The organism is Enterobacter sp. Ap-1006 (genome assembly GCF_011752835.1).
Lineage (GTDB): Bacteria > Pseudomonadota > Gammaproteobacteria > Enterobacterales > Enterobacteriaceae > Cedecea.
Genome location: NZ_VWWU01000006.1, coordinates 209,574 through 224,407 on the forward strand (window position 1 = coordinate 209,574; position 14,834 = coordinate 224,407).

Here is a 14,834-nt window from a genome sequence, read left to right on the forward strand (position 1 = left end):
ACAATTGGGACAAACCGGGATGAAATGATGAAGGAATCGGGACAATGTCGCGCATAGCGCTCGGCGATATCGAAGCCGTGCAGGCCATCGCCCGCCGGGGATCTTTCCGCGCGGCGGCTATCGACCTGGGTATTTCAACCACGGCGCTCAGCCATACGTTGGCAAAATTTGAGGCCGAGATTGGCGTGCGCCTGTTTAACCGCACCACCCGTAGCGTGTCGCTGACGGAGGCCGGGAGGCTGTTTATTGAGAGAGTTAGCCCGTCTCTTCAGGGGCTGAACGACGCTCTTGAAAGCGTGCGGGCGCACCGCGATACGCCGTCCGGCCTGCTGCGCATCAACGCGCCGCCTTTTGCCGCTCGCCAGGTGCTTTCGTCGCTGGTGTTTGAGTTTTTACGCCGCTATCCGGAGATGCAGGTCGATATTGTGACCGAAGGAAAGCTGGTTGATATCGTTGCGGAAGGGTTCGATCTTGGCGTGCGAGTGGCCGGGCTGGTGCCTGCCGATATGATTGCGCTTTCTCTCGGCCAGCCGCAGCGCTTCGCCGTAGTCGCATCTCCGGTTTACCTGGCGGAGCACGGCGCGCCGTTAACGCCGGGCGACTTGCTGAATCACGCCTGTATTCGCGTCCGGCTGCCGGACGGTTCTCTCTACCGCTGGCATCTGGAAAAGCAGGGTGAAGTCGCGCAAGTCGATGTGCGCGGCCCGCTGACGCTGGACGAAGCCTCTCTAGCGCGGGAGGCGGTGCTGGAAGGTGTCGGAATTGGTTTTTTCATGGAACAAAACGTCGCCGATGAAATTCGCGCCGGCAAACTGGTGCGCCTGCTGGAAGCCTGGACCCCGCCCTTCCCGGGACTTTGCCTTTACTATTCCGGCAGGCGGTATCCTTCTGCCGGGCTGGCCGCTTTCCTGGCACTGGCGCGGGAAAACAGTCAGGGAGGTCACCGACCTCCCTGTCACGCTTAGAAGCTGTAGTTTGCCGTCAGCGAGAAGCTGCGCGGGGCACCATAAACCACATAGTCGGAAAGCCAGGATTCATATTCTTTGTCGAACAGGTTATTGATGTTGCCCTGCACGGCGAAGTTTTTCGTTACCTGGTAACGGGTGAAGAGATCCACCAGCGCGTAGCTGCCCTGTTTGATGCGGGTGTTGCCGTTCGGGCCGTAGGCATCCTGCCAGGTTTTACTCTGCCAGTTCACGCCGCCGCCCACGGTCACTTCCGGCAGCATCGGCAGCTGATAGCGAGTGAACAGCTTCATCGTGGTGCGCGGCTGGTCCGGGTTCACAGCGTCGCCGTTATTGTCGTCCGCTACATAGCGGGAAGCCCCGAAGGTGAGCTGCCAGTTATCCGTCAGCGCGCCGTTCAGCTCAAACTCCACGCCACGGCTCACAGTGCCATCCACGGATTTATACGCCGTTTCGCCAGGGTTGCCGTTAACCGGCGTGCCGAGCGACTGGGCAACTTTGTCCTGTTCGATGCGGAACACCGCCAGCGAGGTCGTCAGGCGCGTATTAAACCAGTCTGCTTTCACGCCTGCTTCGTAGCTCTTCCCGGTGGTTGGGTCGAGGTAATCGCCGTTGACGTCGCGCTTGTCGGTCGGCTGGAAGATGGAGGTGTAGCTGGTGTAGGCCGACCAGGTGTCATTGATGTCGTAAACCAGCCCCGCGTACGGCGTCACGTCGTGTTTTTTGCTGCTCAGGCTGGTTTGCGGCGCAGTGGATGGATTGTAGTCCGCGTCCCATTCGGTATAGCGGGCGCCCACAATCAGGTGCAGCGGGTCAGCCAGCGAGAAACGCGCTGCGGTGTAGACGGCCTGCTGGCGCACCACATCTTTGCTGTAGAGCGAGAAGGCTGACCAGCTTGGGTCTGCGACGCTGCTGTAGAAGCTGTCCATCGCGATGCCGCCGTAAGGCAAGCCGGTGTTCGGCATGGCGTTGTCGTAGTGGTTACGCTGGCGGCTGTAGCTGCCGCCGAACATCAGCTCGTGCTGGCGGCCAAACAGGTCAAAGCCGCCGCGCACAAACGCATCCACCGAATCCTGTTTACGCTCGCCCCGGTTCCAGCCGCCGTAGGCGCTGGTGCCCGCGCCGGTGACTTTATCCGGGAAGCCGGTCACATACATCAGCTTAGAGTCGAAGTTGGTTTCGGCGTGCAGCGTGTTGATACGCGCTTCCCAGCCGTTATCAAAGCGCTGGACCAGGTTGGCGAACACTTTGGTGGCGTCTTTGTTGGAGTAAGCCCAGTCCGGCGCGGTGGTGGCGCTGCGGCTGAAGTGCGTCCGGCTGCCGTCGGCATACCAGGTGGGCAGGCCGCCCCAGGTCGGGCTGTCGTCATTGCTTTCCTGGTAGTCGTAGCCGACGGAAAGCGTGGTGGAATCGGTCAAATCGGCATCCACCACGCCGTAGATAAATTTCTTGCGGTAATGGCTTTTGTCCAGCCAGGTGTCGTTGTCCTGGTAGCCGGTAACCACGCGGCCCCGCACGTTGCCGGACTCGCTCAGCGGCGCGGAGAGATCGGCCACATAGCGCTGCTTGTCCCAGCTACCGTAGCTGGCGGACACGTTGCCTTTAAATTCGCGGCTGTCGGCGTGCTTGCGCACCATGTTGATGTACGCCGATGGATTGCCGCTGCCGCTCATCAGCCCCGCCGCGCCGCGCACTACTTCAATATTTTCAAACACGGCGGTATCCGATCCGGTATCACCGAAGTCCCAGACGTCGCTAACCTGCGTGGGCATGTCGTCGTAGGCATAGTTGCTGATAAAGAATCCGCGCGCAAAGTAGGTGGCACGGCTGCTGTCCACCAGCCTGGTGCTGATGCCGGTGGTGTTATCCAGCACCTCACCGATGGTTTGCAGGTTCTGATCCTGAATACGCTGCTGGCTGATGACGCTGACGGATTGCGGGATATCGCGCGGAACCAGCAGCAGCTTGGTGCCGGTGGTGGTGGTTTTGACGCTGTAATCCTGTTCCTGTCCCGCCAGCGGATTGTCCGCCTGAGTATTCACCGTGATGGTGTCTTCTGCCTGCGCAGAAGGCAGCAGCGCCAGCGCTATAGCCGCCGCCAGGAGTGATGGGCCGCCTGCCCGTAACGTGAACCGATCCCTGGAGAAGTTAACAAATGCCATGTTAAACCCTCATTTTTGCAGTGCTGCGGCGTTTTCCGTGGCCGGCACCTTTTTTTGATTTTTATAAAGACGCGCACGATTAAATGCGGATGAGAAATATACGCATTTGTATTTAACCTGTAAACAAATGTAATTCTCTGAGGGTTAACGAAGATTGCACCGTTGCGGGGCAAAAAAGGGTATCGAGTGGCAATAAAAATTGCCGCTTTCGCTTTACAAACTAACACGTAATTCTGCTGTTAAAACAGCCTCATCATCTGGCTTATTGCATAGGTTGTGATAGATTCCTCTCGCTTTCAAAACATACACAGCAAAATACGCTGCGAAGCCTCTCTCTTTTTTCAGGTAAACGATCGGACGCCATGAGAAAGTTAGCCAATATCCACCTGCTGATGATGTTGATTCTGCTGGTTGCTGTCGGGCAGATGACACAGACGATTTATATTCCTTCTATTCCCGATATGGCTCATGAAATGGGCGTGCGCAGCGGCGCGATTCAGCGCGTGATGGCGGCCTATTTGTTTACCTACGGTGTGTCTCAGCTGTTTTATGGCCCGCTTTCCGATCGCATTGGCCGCCGCCCGGTGATCCTCGCCGGCATGGTGATTTTCATGCTGGCAACGCTCGGCGCGCTGTTTACCACTAATTTGCATATTCTGGTGCTGGCCAGCGCCCTGCAGGGCATGGGCACCGGGGTCGCGGGCGTGATGGCGAGAACCATGCCGCGCGATCTCTACGAAGGCGGTGATTTACGCCAGGCCAACAGCCTGCTGAACATGGGCATTCTGGTGAGTCCGCTGCTGGCACCGGTTATTGGCGGGATGCTGGACAGCGTCTGGGGCTGGCGGGCCTGTTACGGTTTCCTGCTGCTGCTGTGTGCCATTGTCGCGTTTTCTATGTGGCGCTGGCTGCCCGAAACCCGCCCGGCAGACGCCACGCCGCCTCGCCTGATGCGCAGCTACAAAATGCTGCTCGGCAATATCTCCTTCAACTGCTATCTGCTGATGCTGGTCGGTGGCCTGGCGGGCGTGGCGGTGTTTGAAGCCTGCTCCGGCGTGCTGATGGGCGGCGTACTTGGCCTGAACGGGGTGGTGGTCAGCATTCTGTTTATTCTGCCCATTCCGGCGGCGTTTTTTGGCTCCTGGTACGCGGGCCGCCAGAACGTGCGTTTCTCCAGCCTGATGTGGCAGGCGGTATTGAGCTGCCTGTTCGCCGGTATTCTGATGTGGATCCCAGGCTGGTTCGGCATCATGAATATCTGGACACTGCTGGTACCTGCGGCGCTGTTCTTCTTCGGCGCAGGCATGCTGTTCCCGCTGGCGACCAGCGGCGCGATGGAGCCGTTCCCGTTCCTCGCCGGTACCGCAGGGGCGCTGGTTGGCGGCCTGCAAAACATCGGCTCCGGCGTGATGGCCTGGTTCTCCGCGCTGATGCCGCAAACCGGGCAATACAGCATCGGAATGCTGATGACCGCGATGGGCGTGCTGATCCTGTGCTGCTGGCTGCCGCTGGCGCAGCGGTTCCAGCATCATGGCGAGACAGTTTAGTTATTTAGCCTCTTCGGCAAGGTTTTTCAGCCAGCTAACAAAAGCGTCAATCTTCGGCCATTGTCGGCCAGTAAGGGTCGAAATGTAGTAATGCTGATGGCATTTTAACGTTTTCTCCCCAAACGGGGCGATGAGCTCGCCCCGCTCCAGCCGCTTTTGCACCAGCCTTTTTCTCCCCATCGCTACACCAACGTGGTTCATCGCGGCAATCACCGCCAGGTCAGAGCGATCGAAGCCTATGCCCGTCGAGGCCGGGAGTTCAATGCCAAACTGCTGCGCCCAGCTGTACCACTCGTCGGTGCCGGAATCATTGCTCCACGCCTGCCGGTCATGCAGCAAAGTACAGTGGCGCAGTTGAGAAGGCCGGGAATGGAGTTCAAAGCGGCGGGCATATTCCGGGCTGCAAACCGGCAGAATCGCCTCATCCATCAGAAAATGGTGGCTCAGCTGCGAGGAAGGCGCATCGTCAAAATAGAGCGCCAGATCGATACCCGCACGCTGTAAATTGAGGTTGTCGTTCCCGGTCAGAATAGTTAACGAGATAGCAGGGTAGCGCTGGGTAAAATCCCCCAGCGCGGGCACCAGCCAGCACTGGGCGATCGACGGCCTGGAGTACACGGTCAGCACCCCCGAGAGTTCCTGGTTTTTGATATCCAGAATCTCCTGGTTCAACGTGTCCAGAGACGATTTCAGCGCCCAGAACACCCGCTTGCCTTCGTGCGTCAGTTCCACTTTACGATGCGAGCGAACAAAAAGCTGGATCCCCAGCTCCTCTTCCAGCTGGTTTATCCGGTGGCTAACCGCGCTGGGGCTGAGTGACAGTTCATCCGCCGCCAGTGCAAAAGATTGATGGCGCGCCGCCACCTCAAAAGTGTACAGCTTCGACAGCTGCCAGCCGTTTAATAACCGATTTCGCCCCTCGCGTGACGTTTCCATCGTGACCTCTCTCTCAATTCCAGCGGCCAAGTTTAAAAAATCCGCGGCTAACCAGCAGCATTTAGTTGAAGAAAAGCGAACCTGAAACGCATTTCATCGCCTGATTTCGACTCAAATCACCCTCTTGATTCAATTTACCTCATGTGAAAGGCCAGTTTTATCGTTTGTCAGCCCGGATGGATTTTTATCCAATAGCCCGCAAATGATGCACAGGAGAAGGGCTAATGGGATCGCAAATCTGGGTGGTGGGTACGCTGCTTGCCAGCATAGTGTTAATCGTGTTGACCATCATAAAACTGAAGCTTCATCCTTTCCTCGCGCTACTGCTGGCGAGCTTTTTCGTCGGCGTGATGATGGGCATGGGCCCGCTGGAGATGGTCAACGCAGTGGAAAGCGGCATCGGCGGCACGCTCGGCTTTTTAGCCGCGGTCATCGGGCTGGGGACCATTCTGGGAAAAATGATGGAAGTCTCCGGCGCCGCCGAACGCATTGGCCTGGCGCTGCAGCGCTGCCGCTGGCTTTCCGCCGACGTGATTATGGTACTGGTCGGCCTGATTTGCGGCATTACGCTGTTCGTTGAGGTTGGCGTGGTGCTGCTCATCCCGCTGGCCTTTTCCATCGCCAAAAAGACCCACACTTCGCTGCTAAAACTGGCGATCCCGCTGTGTACCGCGCTGATGGCCGTTCACTGCGTGGTGCCCCCACATCCGGCGGCGCTGTTTGTGACCAATAAACTCGGCGCCGATGTAGGCACCGTGATTGTGTATGGCTTAGCGGTTGGTCTGCTGGCATCTCTGGTGGGTGGCCCGCTCTTTCTGAAATGCCTGGGCAAGCGTCTGCCGTTTAAATCCGTTCCCGCTGAATTCTCAGATTTGCAAACACGCGATGCGGCTTCTCTGCCGTCCTTGAGCACCACGCTGTTTACCGTGCTGCTACCCATTGGCCTGATGCTGGCGAAGACGCTCGCTGAGCTGAACATGACCCCGGGCAGCAAGGCTTATACCGCGCTGGAGTTTATCGGCAACCCGATTACCGCCATGTTTATCGCCGTTTTCGTGGCCTATTATCTGCTGGGCCTGCGTCAGAACATGGGTATCGCTACGCTGCTGAGCCACACCGAAACTGGCTTTGGCTCCATCGCGAATATCCTGATGATCATCGGGGCAGGCGGCGCGTTTAACGCCATTCTCAAGGCCAGCGGCATGGCAGACAGCCTGGCGCTGAGCCTTTCCAGCCTGCATATGCATCCGATTCTGCTGGCCTGGCTGGTTGCCCTTATCCTTCACGCCGCCGTGGGCTCCGCTACCGTGGCGATGATGGGAGCCACCGCTATCGTTGCTCCTCTGCTGCCGCTCTATCCCAACGTCAGCCCCGAAATTGTGACGCTCGCCATCGGCTCCGGCGCTATCGGCTGCACTATTGTAACGGATTCGCTGTTCTGGCTGGTGAAGCAGTACTGCGGCGCGACGCTCCATGAAACCTTTAAGTACTACACCACGGCGACATTCATCGCTTCTTTAGTTGCACTGGCCGGCACATTCCTGCTTTCCTTTATCATCTGAGCGCCAGGAGGCTCGTTATGAAATCGACAGAATTACACGCGTTAACCGAAAAATTTCCGCTGCTCAGCGAGCTTACCGCCCTGAACGAAACGACCTGGTTTAATCCGGGAGCAACCTCCCTTGCCGAAGGCTTACCGCATGTTGGCCTGACTGAGCAGGACGTGAAAGAGGCGCACGCCAGGCTGGCTCGTTTTGCGCCTTATCTGGCCAAAGCATTCCCGGAAACCGCCGCAACCGGTGGGATTATCGAGTCAGAGCTGGCCGCCATTCCGGCGATGCAAAAGCGCCTGGAAAAAGAAAATGGGCAGCGGCTCTTCGGTAAACTGTGGCTGAAAAAAGACAGCCATCTGCCTATTTCTGGCTCGATTAAGGCTCGCGGGGGCATTTATGAAGTCCTGACTCACGCGGAAAAACTGGCTACAGAGGCAGGGCTACTGAGTCCTGAAGATGACTACAGCCAGCTGCTTTCTCCTGAATTACGCGAGTTTTTCAGCCGCTATAGCATCGCCGTTGGCTCTACCGGCAACCTGGGTCTGTCGATTGGGATCATCAGCGCCCGAATTGGCTTCCGCGTCACGGTGCATATGTCCGCCGACGCCCGCGAATGGAAAAAAGCTAAACTGCGCAGCCACGGCGTGGAGGTGGTTGAATACGCCGAAGATTACGGGGTTGCCGTTGAGCAAGGGAGAAAAGCCGCCGAGGCGGACGCCAACTGCTTCTTTATCGATGATGAAAATTCCCGCACGCTGTTCCTTGGCTACGCCGTCGCCGGGCAACGGCTAAAAGATCAATTCTCGCAACAAGCTATTACCGTCGATGAGCAGCACCCTTTGTTTGTCTATCTGCCCTGCGGCGTCGGCGGCGGCCCCGGTGGCGTGGCGTTTGGGCTGAAACTGGCCTTCGGCGACCACGTTCATTGTATTTTTGCCGAGCCAACCCACTCCCCCTGCATGCTGTTGGGGGTTTACACCGGCCTGCATGATGCGCTTTCCGTGCAGGATATCGGCATCGATAACCTGACTGCCGCCGATGGCCTGGCCGTGGGGCGGGCTTCCGGCTTTGTCGGCAGAGCAATGCAAAGGCTGCTCGACGGCTTCTATACCGTGGACGATCAAACGCTGTACAACATGCTCGGCTGGCTGGCAGAAGAGGAAAATATTCGCCTGGAACCCTCGGCCCTGGCAGGAATGGCCGGCCCACAGCGAATTTGTGCCACCGCTTCTTACCTCAAGATGCAGGGTTTTAGCGCCCAACAGCTTGATAACGCGACGCATCTGGTCTGGGCCACTGGCGGCGGTATGGTTCCAGAGGCTGAGATGGCGCAGTATTTAGCGAAGGCTCGCTGATTAGCCCCTCACCCCAGCCCTCTCCCCAAAGGGGAGAGGGAGAAAATACGGTATGTTTCATTCCTGATTAGCACCTCACTTTCGCCCGCACGCTGTTCTGTCCCCTCTCCCTTCCAGGGAGAGGGTTAGGGTGAGGGTCACCTTCCCCGTCATATTTTTGTCATTTAGTTACCTTACTCTCACTTCCGGTTTAATTATTTGATCAATCTACGCGCGTAGATACACTGCGAGAAATGATTAAAAATGGCATCTTCGCCAACAGATAACGTTCGATCTCTGTGAGAACTCTAATGACGAAAAGCACTTTCTCCCCTCCTCCGGCCTCGGCGCAACACGCGGCAGAAGAGCGTCTGGCCACGCCGGAAGGTAAACGTGATTTTATTCGCGCCACCTTCTCCTGCTGGCTCGGCACCACGATGGAATACGCGGACTTCGCGCTTTATGGCCTGGCGGCCGGGATCATCTTTGGCGATGTGTTCTTCCCGGATGCCACGCCCGTCATGGCGCTGCTCTCCAGCTTTGCCGCTTACTCCGTAGGCTTTGTTGCCCGGCCAATAGGCGCCCTGCTGTTTGGCTGGCTGGGCGACCGCTACGGCAGAAAAATGGTGATGGTCATTACCATTGCGCTGATGGGCTGCTCCACTACGCTTATTGGCCTGATCCCAAGCTACGCGCAAATTGGCGTCTGGGCGCCAACCTGCCTTGTGATTCTGCGTTTTGCCCAGGGGCTTGGCGCGGGTGCGGAGCTGTCCGGCGGTACCGTCATGCTGGGTGAATATGCGCCAGTGAAACGCCGTGGCCTGGTGTCATCCATTATCGGGCTGGGCTCCAACAGCGGCACGCTGCTGGCTTCTCTGACCTGGCTACTGGTGCTGCAGATGGATAAAGAGACGCTGCTTGCCTGGGGCTGGCGTATTCCGTTCCTGTGCAGCATGTTGATTGCCGCTGTTGCCCTGATTATTCGCCAGCATCTGCGTGAAACCCCGGTGTTTGAGCGCCAAAAAGCGCTGCTGGAAGCAGAGCGTAAACAGGTGCGGGAAAAGGGGCTGGCCGAGCAGCAGAAAGATCCACGCAGCTTCTGGCAGCGGACCCGCGCCTTCTGGACCATGGTCGGGCTACGCATTGGTGAAAACGGCCCTTCTTATCTCGCCCAGGGTTTTATCATTGGCTACGTCGCCAAAGTGCTGGCGGTAGATAAGTCCGTCCCCACGCTGGCGGTGCTGATCGCCTCGGTGCTGGGCTTCGCTATTATTCCTTTTGCCGGCTGGCTCTCCGACCGCTTTGGCCGCCGGATCGTTTACCGCTGGTTCTGCCTGCTGCTGATTATCTACGCTTTCCCGGCCTTTATGCTGCTGGACTCTCGCGAGCCGATGATCGTTATTCCAACCATCGTTGTCGGCATGGGGCTGGCTTCGCTGGGCATTTTCGGTGTGCAGGCCGCCTGGGGCGTGGAGCTTTTCGGCGTGACAAACCGCTATACCAAGATGGCGTTTGCCAAAGAGCTGGGGTCGATGCTTTCCGGCGGAACTGCACCGCTGATTGCCGCCGCGCTGCTCTCCTGGACCGGGCACTGGTGGCCTATCGCGCTCTACTTTGCAGTGATGGCGGGCATCGGGCTGGTGACCACCTTCTTCGCGCCGGAAACCCGGGGGCGCGACCTTAATCTGCCGGAAGACGCTATTTGATTTGTCACAGAGTTGACGGCGATTTTTACGGAGCAAAGCTTTATGCTGTGGCTCCGTTTATCGCCCGCCAGCCAAATAAAGCAGGTATTCAGTGACTAAGCCTCAAGTACACCGCGTTACCCGCGCTGAAGTCGCCAAAGAAGCAGGGACTTCCGTCGCGGTCGTCAGCTACGTGATTAACAACGGCCCGCGTCCGGTCGCGCAGGCAACGCGTGAGCGCGTGCTCGCCGCCATCAAGAAAACCGGCTACCGCCCTAACGGCATTGCCAGGGCCTTGGCCAGCGGCACCACGCGCACCTATGGCTTAGTCGTGCCCAATATCGCCAACCCTTTTATCTCGTCCATGGCGCACGCGCTCCAGCAGGAGGCTTTTGCCGATGGCCGGGTGCTCTTGCTGGGGGATTCCGGCGATGACCGCGCCCGCGAGCTGGAGCTTATCAATAACCTGCTGCATCGCCAGGTGGACGGGCTGATTTATACCAGCGTCGACAGGCACCCTTACATCGATCTTATCCAGGCCAGCGGTACGCCTTGCGTGATGCTGGACAGGGTTGAGCCGGAGCTGAACGTTTGCTCGATTCAGGTTAACGAGCAGCACGCCGCACGGCGCGCAACCCGCCATCTGATTGATCACGGCTATCGCGATATCGCCATCATTTGCGGGCCACAGGAGATGCTAAACACTCAGGATCGCATCAGCGGCTGGCGGCTGGCGCTGGAAGAAGCGGGCCTTGCCGTGCGCCCTGACTGGATTTTTTCAACGGATTACACTCGCCAGGGCGGCTACGATGCCACAAAGCAAATGCTGGCTGGCGAATTGCCTCGCGCGCTGTTTGCCACCAATGAACAACAGGCCTTTGGCTGCCTGAGAGCGCTGTCTGAACACGGTCTTTCCGCGCCGAAAGACCTCGCCCTGGTGTGCTTCAACGGCACCCTGGAATCGGCCTTCAACGTTCCCTCTTTGACAACGGTTCGCCAGCCCGTCACGAAAATGGCAAAAAAGGCCATCGAAATGCTGAAAAAGTGGGACGGGCAGCCGCATAAACACGAATTTGATTTTGAGCTGGAGATTGGCGAGTCCTGCGGCTGTCACTCCCTCACCACAGCAGGAAGTTATAAGTAACATGAAGCGTTTAATTATCGATTGCGATCCGGGTAACGGCGTTGCCGGGGCTAACGTAGACGACGGTCTGGCCCTTGCCCTGGCGCTGGCGGCGCCGGAGATTTCTCTGGAGCTTATTACCACCGTGTCCGGCAATACGCCAAGCGAAGTGGGCTACGCCGTCGCCTCTGATTTAGTCGCTCGCCTGGGTATGGCCGTTGAGGTCGCCCGCGGCGCTTCACGTGCGCTGATTGAGCCTTCCGCCCCGTGGCGCGAGCACCTGGATCACAAAGTCGATAAAGTGGGTCTGCGCCATCTATGGAAGGACGTTACTGCCCCAAAAATGCTGGCCGAAGTGGCCCCGCTGGCGGTGCATAAGATGGGTGAGCTTATCTGCGCGACTCCCGGTGAAATCACGCTGATTGCCATCGGCCCGCTGACCAACGTGGCGCTGGCTTTGCAGCTTTATCCGCAGATGGCGAGCGCGGTAAAAGAGATTGTGATTATGGGCGGCGTGTTTAACGTTGACGGCTACCTGAAGGACACTAATTTTGGCGTTGACCCGGAGGCCGCACACGCCGTGCTGACCAGCGGCGCAAACATCGTTCTGGTACCGATGGACGTCACCACCCAAACCATGATGACTCACCAGGATTTAGATGCGCTGGCCACCTGCGATAACCGCCTGAGCCGTTTTCTCGTGGACACCATTGGCCCGTGGATGGATTTTTCCATGCAGACCCGCCACTTACCGGGCTGCTGGATCCACGATGTACTAACCGTCGCCTGGCTGCTTGAGCCCGCGCTGGTGAGCTGGGCGGAGGATTATGTGGATGTGTCGCTGAGCGGGCTGAGCCGCGGCAGAACCTTGCGGTATGGCCCGGAACATTTGCGGCTGGCGGTGAACGTTGACGCGCCGCAGGGTAAACCGGTGAAGCTGCTGCAAACCGTGGATAACCAGAAGCTGCTGGCGCTTATCGACCGGCATATCCGCCAGTTTGCATAGAAAAGAGAAAGGGCGCATAAGCGGCCTTTTTACTGCTAAAAAACTCTGGTGATAGAAGAAACACCAGACGACTCGTTAAAAAAACAGGAAAATCAATTTTTTGATTTTCGGCTGATAACCACAAAGAGGGAAAAACCACGCTTTTTCCCTCTTTGTCAGCAACGTTAAAGGGCGCATAAGCGCCCTTTTTTACAGAACCTTGCTGAGGAAGGCCTGAGTTCGCGGGTTTTGCGGCGCGCTAAAGATCTGCGCCGGCACGCCCTGTTCCTGAATCACGCCCTGGTCAATGAAGATCACCCGGTCCGCCACTTCGCGGGCAAAGCCCATTTCGTGGGTCACGATAATCATCGTCATCCCTTCCTGCGCCAGCTGTTTCATCACCGCCAGCACTTCACCAACAAGCTCAGGATCCAGCGCTGAAGTTGGCTCGTCGAACAGAATTATCGACGGCTCCATCGCCAGCGCACGGGCAATCGCCACGCGCTGCTGCTGGCCACCGGAGAGGCTCGAAGGCCAGGCGTCGATTTTGTCCAGCAGGCCGACCTTTTGCAGCAGCTTTTCGGCGCGGTTTACCGCTTCCGCTTTGGACAGCCCTTTCAGCGACATGGGCGCCATGATCAGGTTTTCCAGCACCGTCATGTGTGGGAACAGGTTAAAACGCTGGAACACCATGCCCACGCCTTCGCGCAGCGTGTTGAGATTAGTTTTAGGGTCGTGTACCGCAAAACCGTTGACTACGACTTCGCCGCCGTCCGGTTTTTCCAGCGCGTTCAGGCAGCGCAGAAACGTACTTTTGCCGGAGCCGGAAGGGCCAATCACGCAAACCACTTCCTGAGGCGCGATATCGCAGGAGATACCGCGCAGCACGTGAGTTTTGCCAAACTGTTTCTGTAAATCCTTAACGTGAATCACTTTTGCCAAACCTCTTTTCCATATGTTGCACCAGCAGCGAAAGCAGGAACGTCAGCACCCAGTACACCACGGAGATCGTCAGGTACGGTTCCCAGTAAGTCGCATAAGCACCGGAAACGGTACGCGCCGCGTAGGCCAAGTCGGCGAGACCGATGGCGGATGCCAGCGACGAGTCTTTCACAATGGCAATCGCGTTGTTGCCCAGCGGCGGCAGGATGCGGCGGAACGCCTGCGGCAGGATAACCTTACGCATCGTTTTGCCCCAGCCCATACCCAGCGCACGTGACGCTTCCATCTGCCCTTTGTCGATGGACTGAATACCGGCGCGGAAAATCTCGGACACATAGGCCCCGGCGTTAAGGGTGATCGCCACCACGCAGGAGAGAAACGCGCCGTATTCGGAGCGAAGGTCGCGGGCGAAGTCCACGGACATCATCCCACTGGTGATCATGATCCCGTCGCGCGGGTTAATAAACAGCGGCACCAGCGCAAAGTGAACCACCATGATCTGCACGAACAGAGGCGTGCCGCGAAACGCGCTGACATAAACGCGCACTGGCCACTGCACGGCATAACGCAGCACGTGCTTCCACGGGCCGTCATCGGCGTGAGCCATGCGCCCAAGCCCCAGCAGCAGCCCCCAGGTCGTGCCTAAAATCACGCAGATAATGGTGCACTTGATGGTCATCAGTGCGCCCTGCATAAACAACGGCGCGTATTCTGAGATTATCTCCCAGCGAAATCCGGTCATACCTGTCCTTTTTGGGGCCGGAGCGGCCCCGATTGATAATTACTCTGCCGGGAGGGTTGGAACGTTGTTGTCGAACCAGGTGGCGTAAATTTTAGCGTAGGTGCCGTCGGCGATGATTTTCTTCAGGCCGGCGTCGATTTTGCCTTTCAGCTCGGTATTACCTTTGGCAACCGCGATGCCGAAGTACTGACGCTCAAACTTGCTGTCCGGCACCAGCTTCAGCGGTTTTTCCGGGTGGGATTTGATGTAGTACTTCACCACGCCCACGTCGCCCACGGCGGCGTCGATACCGTCTTCAGTCAGTTCCTGCAGCATCAGCGGCGTGTTGTCAAAGCGCTTGATGTCGGTGCTGTTTTTACCCAGAACGTCGGACACCACAATGTCGCCGGTGCTGGAGTTAACCACGCCCACTTTTTTGCCTTTCAGCGAGGTAACAGAATCTACTTTAGAGTCGGTCGGCACCACGATGGATTGCTCTGCCGGGAAGTACGGCGTGGAGAAATCAACCATCGCTTTACGCTTGTCGGTGATGGTGATACCGGAAATGATGATGTCGCGATCGCCGGAGTTCAGCGTGGCGAAGATACCTTCCCACGGCGTGTTAACCAGCTTGATATCAAACCCTTCGGCTTTAGCGATGGCTTTGATGATGTCGATATCGAAACCTTCCAGCTGTTTCTGGCTGTTTTCGTATTCAAACGGGCGGTAGGTGCCGCCGGAACCCACAACGTAGGTCTGCGCCAGCGCCTGAGCAGAACTGAACAATGCCGCGAGCAAACACCCGCCAGCCACTACTGATTTCATCGCTTTAGTAAACATAGAAGCCCCTGGATATATGATGTTTTTATGCAGTTAATTTG

Annotated in this window: 12 protein-coding genes; 7 read left to right on the top strand and 5 right to left on the bottom strand. The window is 57.6% G+C overall.

The window, feature by feature from the left end:
• Positions 1 to 44: 44 nt before the first annotated feature.
• Positions 45 to 965, top strand: a complete 921-nt coding sequence (locus F3J28_RS18830; RefSeq protein WP_166878708.1) for a LysR family transcriptional regulator — start codon at positions 45 to 47, stop codon at positions 963 to 965.
• Here the strand turns inward: F3J28_RS18830 and fhuE are convergent.
• Positions 962 to 3,127 carry a ferric-rhodotorulic acid/ferric-coprogen receptor FhuE gene (gene fhuE, locus F3J28_RS18835; RefSeq protein WP_166878710.1) on the bottom strand — a complete coding sequence of 722 codons (2,166 nt, stop codon included), beginning with the start codon at positions 3,125 to 3,127 and terminating at the stop codon, positions 962 to 964. The genes F3J28_RS18830 and fhuE overlap by 4 nt on opposite strands.
• 362 nt (positions 3,128 to 3,489) lie before the next feature.
• On the opposite strand from fhuE, the gene emrD reads away from it, so the two are divergent.
• Positions 3,490 to 4,674 carry a multidrug efflux MFS transporter EmrD gene (gene emrD / locus F3J28_RS18840; protein ID WP_166878713.1) on the top strand — a complete coding sequence of 395 codons (1,185 nt, stop codon included), beginning with the start codon at positions 3,490 to 3,492 and terminating at the stop codon, positions 4,672 to 4,674.
• Here the strand turns inward: emrD and dsdC are convergent, their stop codons facing one another.
• On the bottom strand, positions 4,675 to 5,610 hold the full coding sequence (gene dsdC / locus F3J28_RS18845) for a DNA-binding transcriptional regulator DsdC (protein ID WP_166878716.1): 936 nt from the start codon (positions 5,608 to 5,610) through the stop codon (positions 4,675 to 4,677).
• Between the two features lie 224 nt (positions 5,611 to 5,834).
• Between dsdC and dsdX the strand changes: the two genes are divergently transcribed.
• The 5 genes from dsdX (at position 5,835) to F3J28_RS18870 (ending at position 12,311) form a co-directional block, all read left to right on the top strand.
• The gene (gene dsdX, locus F3J28_RS18850) at positions 5,835 to 7,172 is read left to right on the top strand and encodes a D-serine transporter DsdX (RefSeq protein ID WP_166878719.1); all 1,338 of its coding nucleotides are present in this window, start codon (positions 5,835 to 5,837) and stop codon (positions 7,170 to 7,172) included.
• Positions 7,173 to 7,189: 17 nt separating this feature from the next.
• Entirely contained in the window at positions 7,190 to 8,518 is a 1,329-nt protein-coding gene (dsdA, locus tag F3J28_RS18855; RefSeq protein WP_166878721.1) for a D-serine ammonia-lyase, read from the top strand.
• Between the two features lie 290 nt (positions 8,519 to 8,808).
• Positions 8,809 to 10,203, top strand: a complete 1,395-nt coding sequence (locus F3J28_RS18860) for an MFS transporter (protein ID WP_166878724.1) — start codon at positions 8,809 to 8,811, stop codon at positions 10,201 to 10,203.
• Between the two features lie 91 nt (positions 10,204 to 10,294).
• On the top strand, positions 10,295 to 11,326 hold the full coding sequence (locus F3J28_RS18865) for a LacI family DNA-binding transcriptional regulator (RefSeq protein WP_166878726.1): 1,032 nt from the start codon (positions 10,295 to 10,297) through the stop codon (positions 11,324 to 11,326).
• 1 nt (position 11,327) lies between these two features.
• Positions 11,328 to 12,311: a nucleoside hydrolase gene (locus F3J28_RS18870; RefSeq protein ID WP_166878729.1), complete on the top strand. Its 984-nt coding sequence runs from the start codon at positions 11,328 to 11,330 to the stop codon at positions 12,309 to 12,311.
• Between the two features lie 189 nt (positions 12,312 to 12,500).
• Here the strand turns inward: F3J28_RS18870 and F3J28_RS18875 are convergent, their stop codons facing one another.
• From F3J28_RS18875 to F3J28_RS18885, 3 genes are read right to left on the bottom strand one after another with little or no spacing between them, the layout of a single operon-like run.
• Positions 12,501 to 13,223: an amino acid ABC transporter ATP-binding protein gene (locus F3J28_RS18875; protein WP_008460680.1), complete on the bottom strand. Its 723-nt coding sequence runs from the start codon at positions 13,221 to 13,223 to the stop codon at positions 12,501 to 12,503.
• Entirely contained in the window at positions 13,210 to 13,974 is a 765-nt protein-coding gene (locus F3J28_RS18880; RefSeq protein WP_008460679.1) for an amino acid ABC transporter permease, read from the bottom strand. The genes F3J28_RS18875 and F3J28_RS18880 overlap by 14 nt, the downstream gene beginning before the upstream one ends.
• 39 nt (positions 13,975 to 14,013) lie before the next feature.
• A complete protein-coding gene (locus F3J28_RS18885) occupies positions 14,014 to 14,778 on the bottom strand; it encodes a basic amino acid ABC transporter substrate-binding protein (protein WP_085938922.1) in 765 nt (254 codons plus the stop codon).
• Positions 14,779 to 14,834 lie beyond the last annotated feature (56 nt).

Excerpts from the sequence above, each read along its gene's own strand:
- F3J28_RS18830 (WP_166878708.1), top strand. The coding sequence starts at position 45 with ATGTCGCGCATAGCGCTCGGCGATATCGAAGCCGTGCAGGCCATCGCC.
- fhuE (WP_166878710.1), bottom strand. The coding sequence starts at position 3,127 with ATGGCATTTGTTAACTTCTCCAGGGATCGGTTCACGTTACGGGCAGGC.
- emrD (WP_166878713.1), top strand. The coding sequence starts at position 3,490 with ATGAGAAAGTTAGCCAATATCCACCTGCTGATGATGTTGATTCTGCTG.
- dsdC (WP_166878716.1), bottom strand. The coding sequence starts at position 5,610 with ATGGAAACGTCACGCGAGGGGCGAAATCGGTTATTAAACGGCTGGCAG.
- dsdX (WP_166878719.1), top strand. The coding sequence starts at position 5,835 with ATGGGATCGCAAATCTGGGTGGTGGGTACGCTGCTTGCCAGCATAGTG.
- dsdA (WP_166878721.1), top strand. The coding sequence starts at position 7,190 with ATGAAATCGACAGAATTACACGCGTTAACCGAAAAATTTCCGCTGCTC.
- F3J28_RS18860 (WP_166878724.1), top strand. The coding sequence starts at position 8,809 with ATGACGAAAAGCACTTTCTCCCCTCCTCCGGCCTCGGCGCAACACGCG.
- F3J28_RS18870 (WP_166878729.1), top strand. The coding sequence starts at position 11,328 with ATGAAGCGTTTAATTATCGATTGCGATCCGGGTAACGGCGTTGCCGGG.
- F3J28_RS18880 (WP_008460679.1), bottom strand. The coding sequence starts at position 13,974 with ATGACCGGATTTCGCTGGGAGATAATCTCAGAATACGCGCCGTTGTTT.
- F3J28_RS18885 (WP_085938922.1), bottom strand. The coding sequence starts at position 14,778 with ATGAAATCAGTAGTGGCTGGCGGGTGTTTGCTCGCGGCATTGTTCAGT.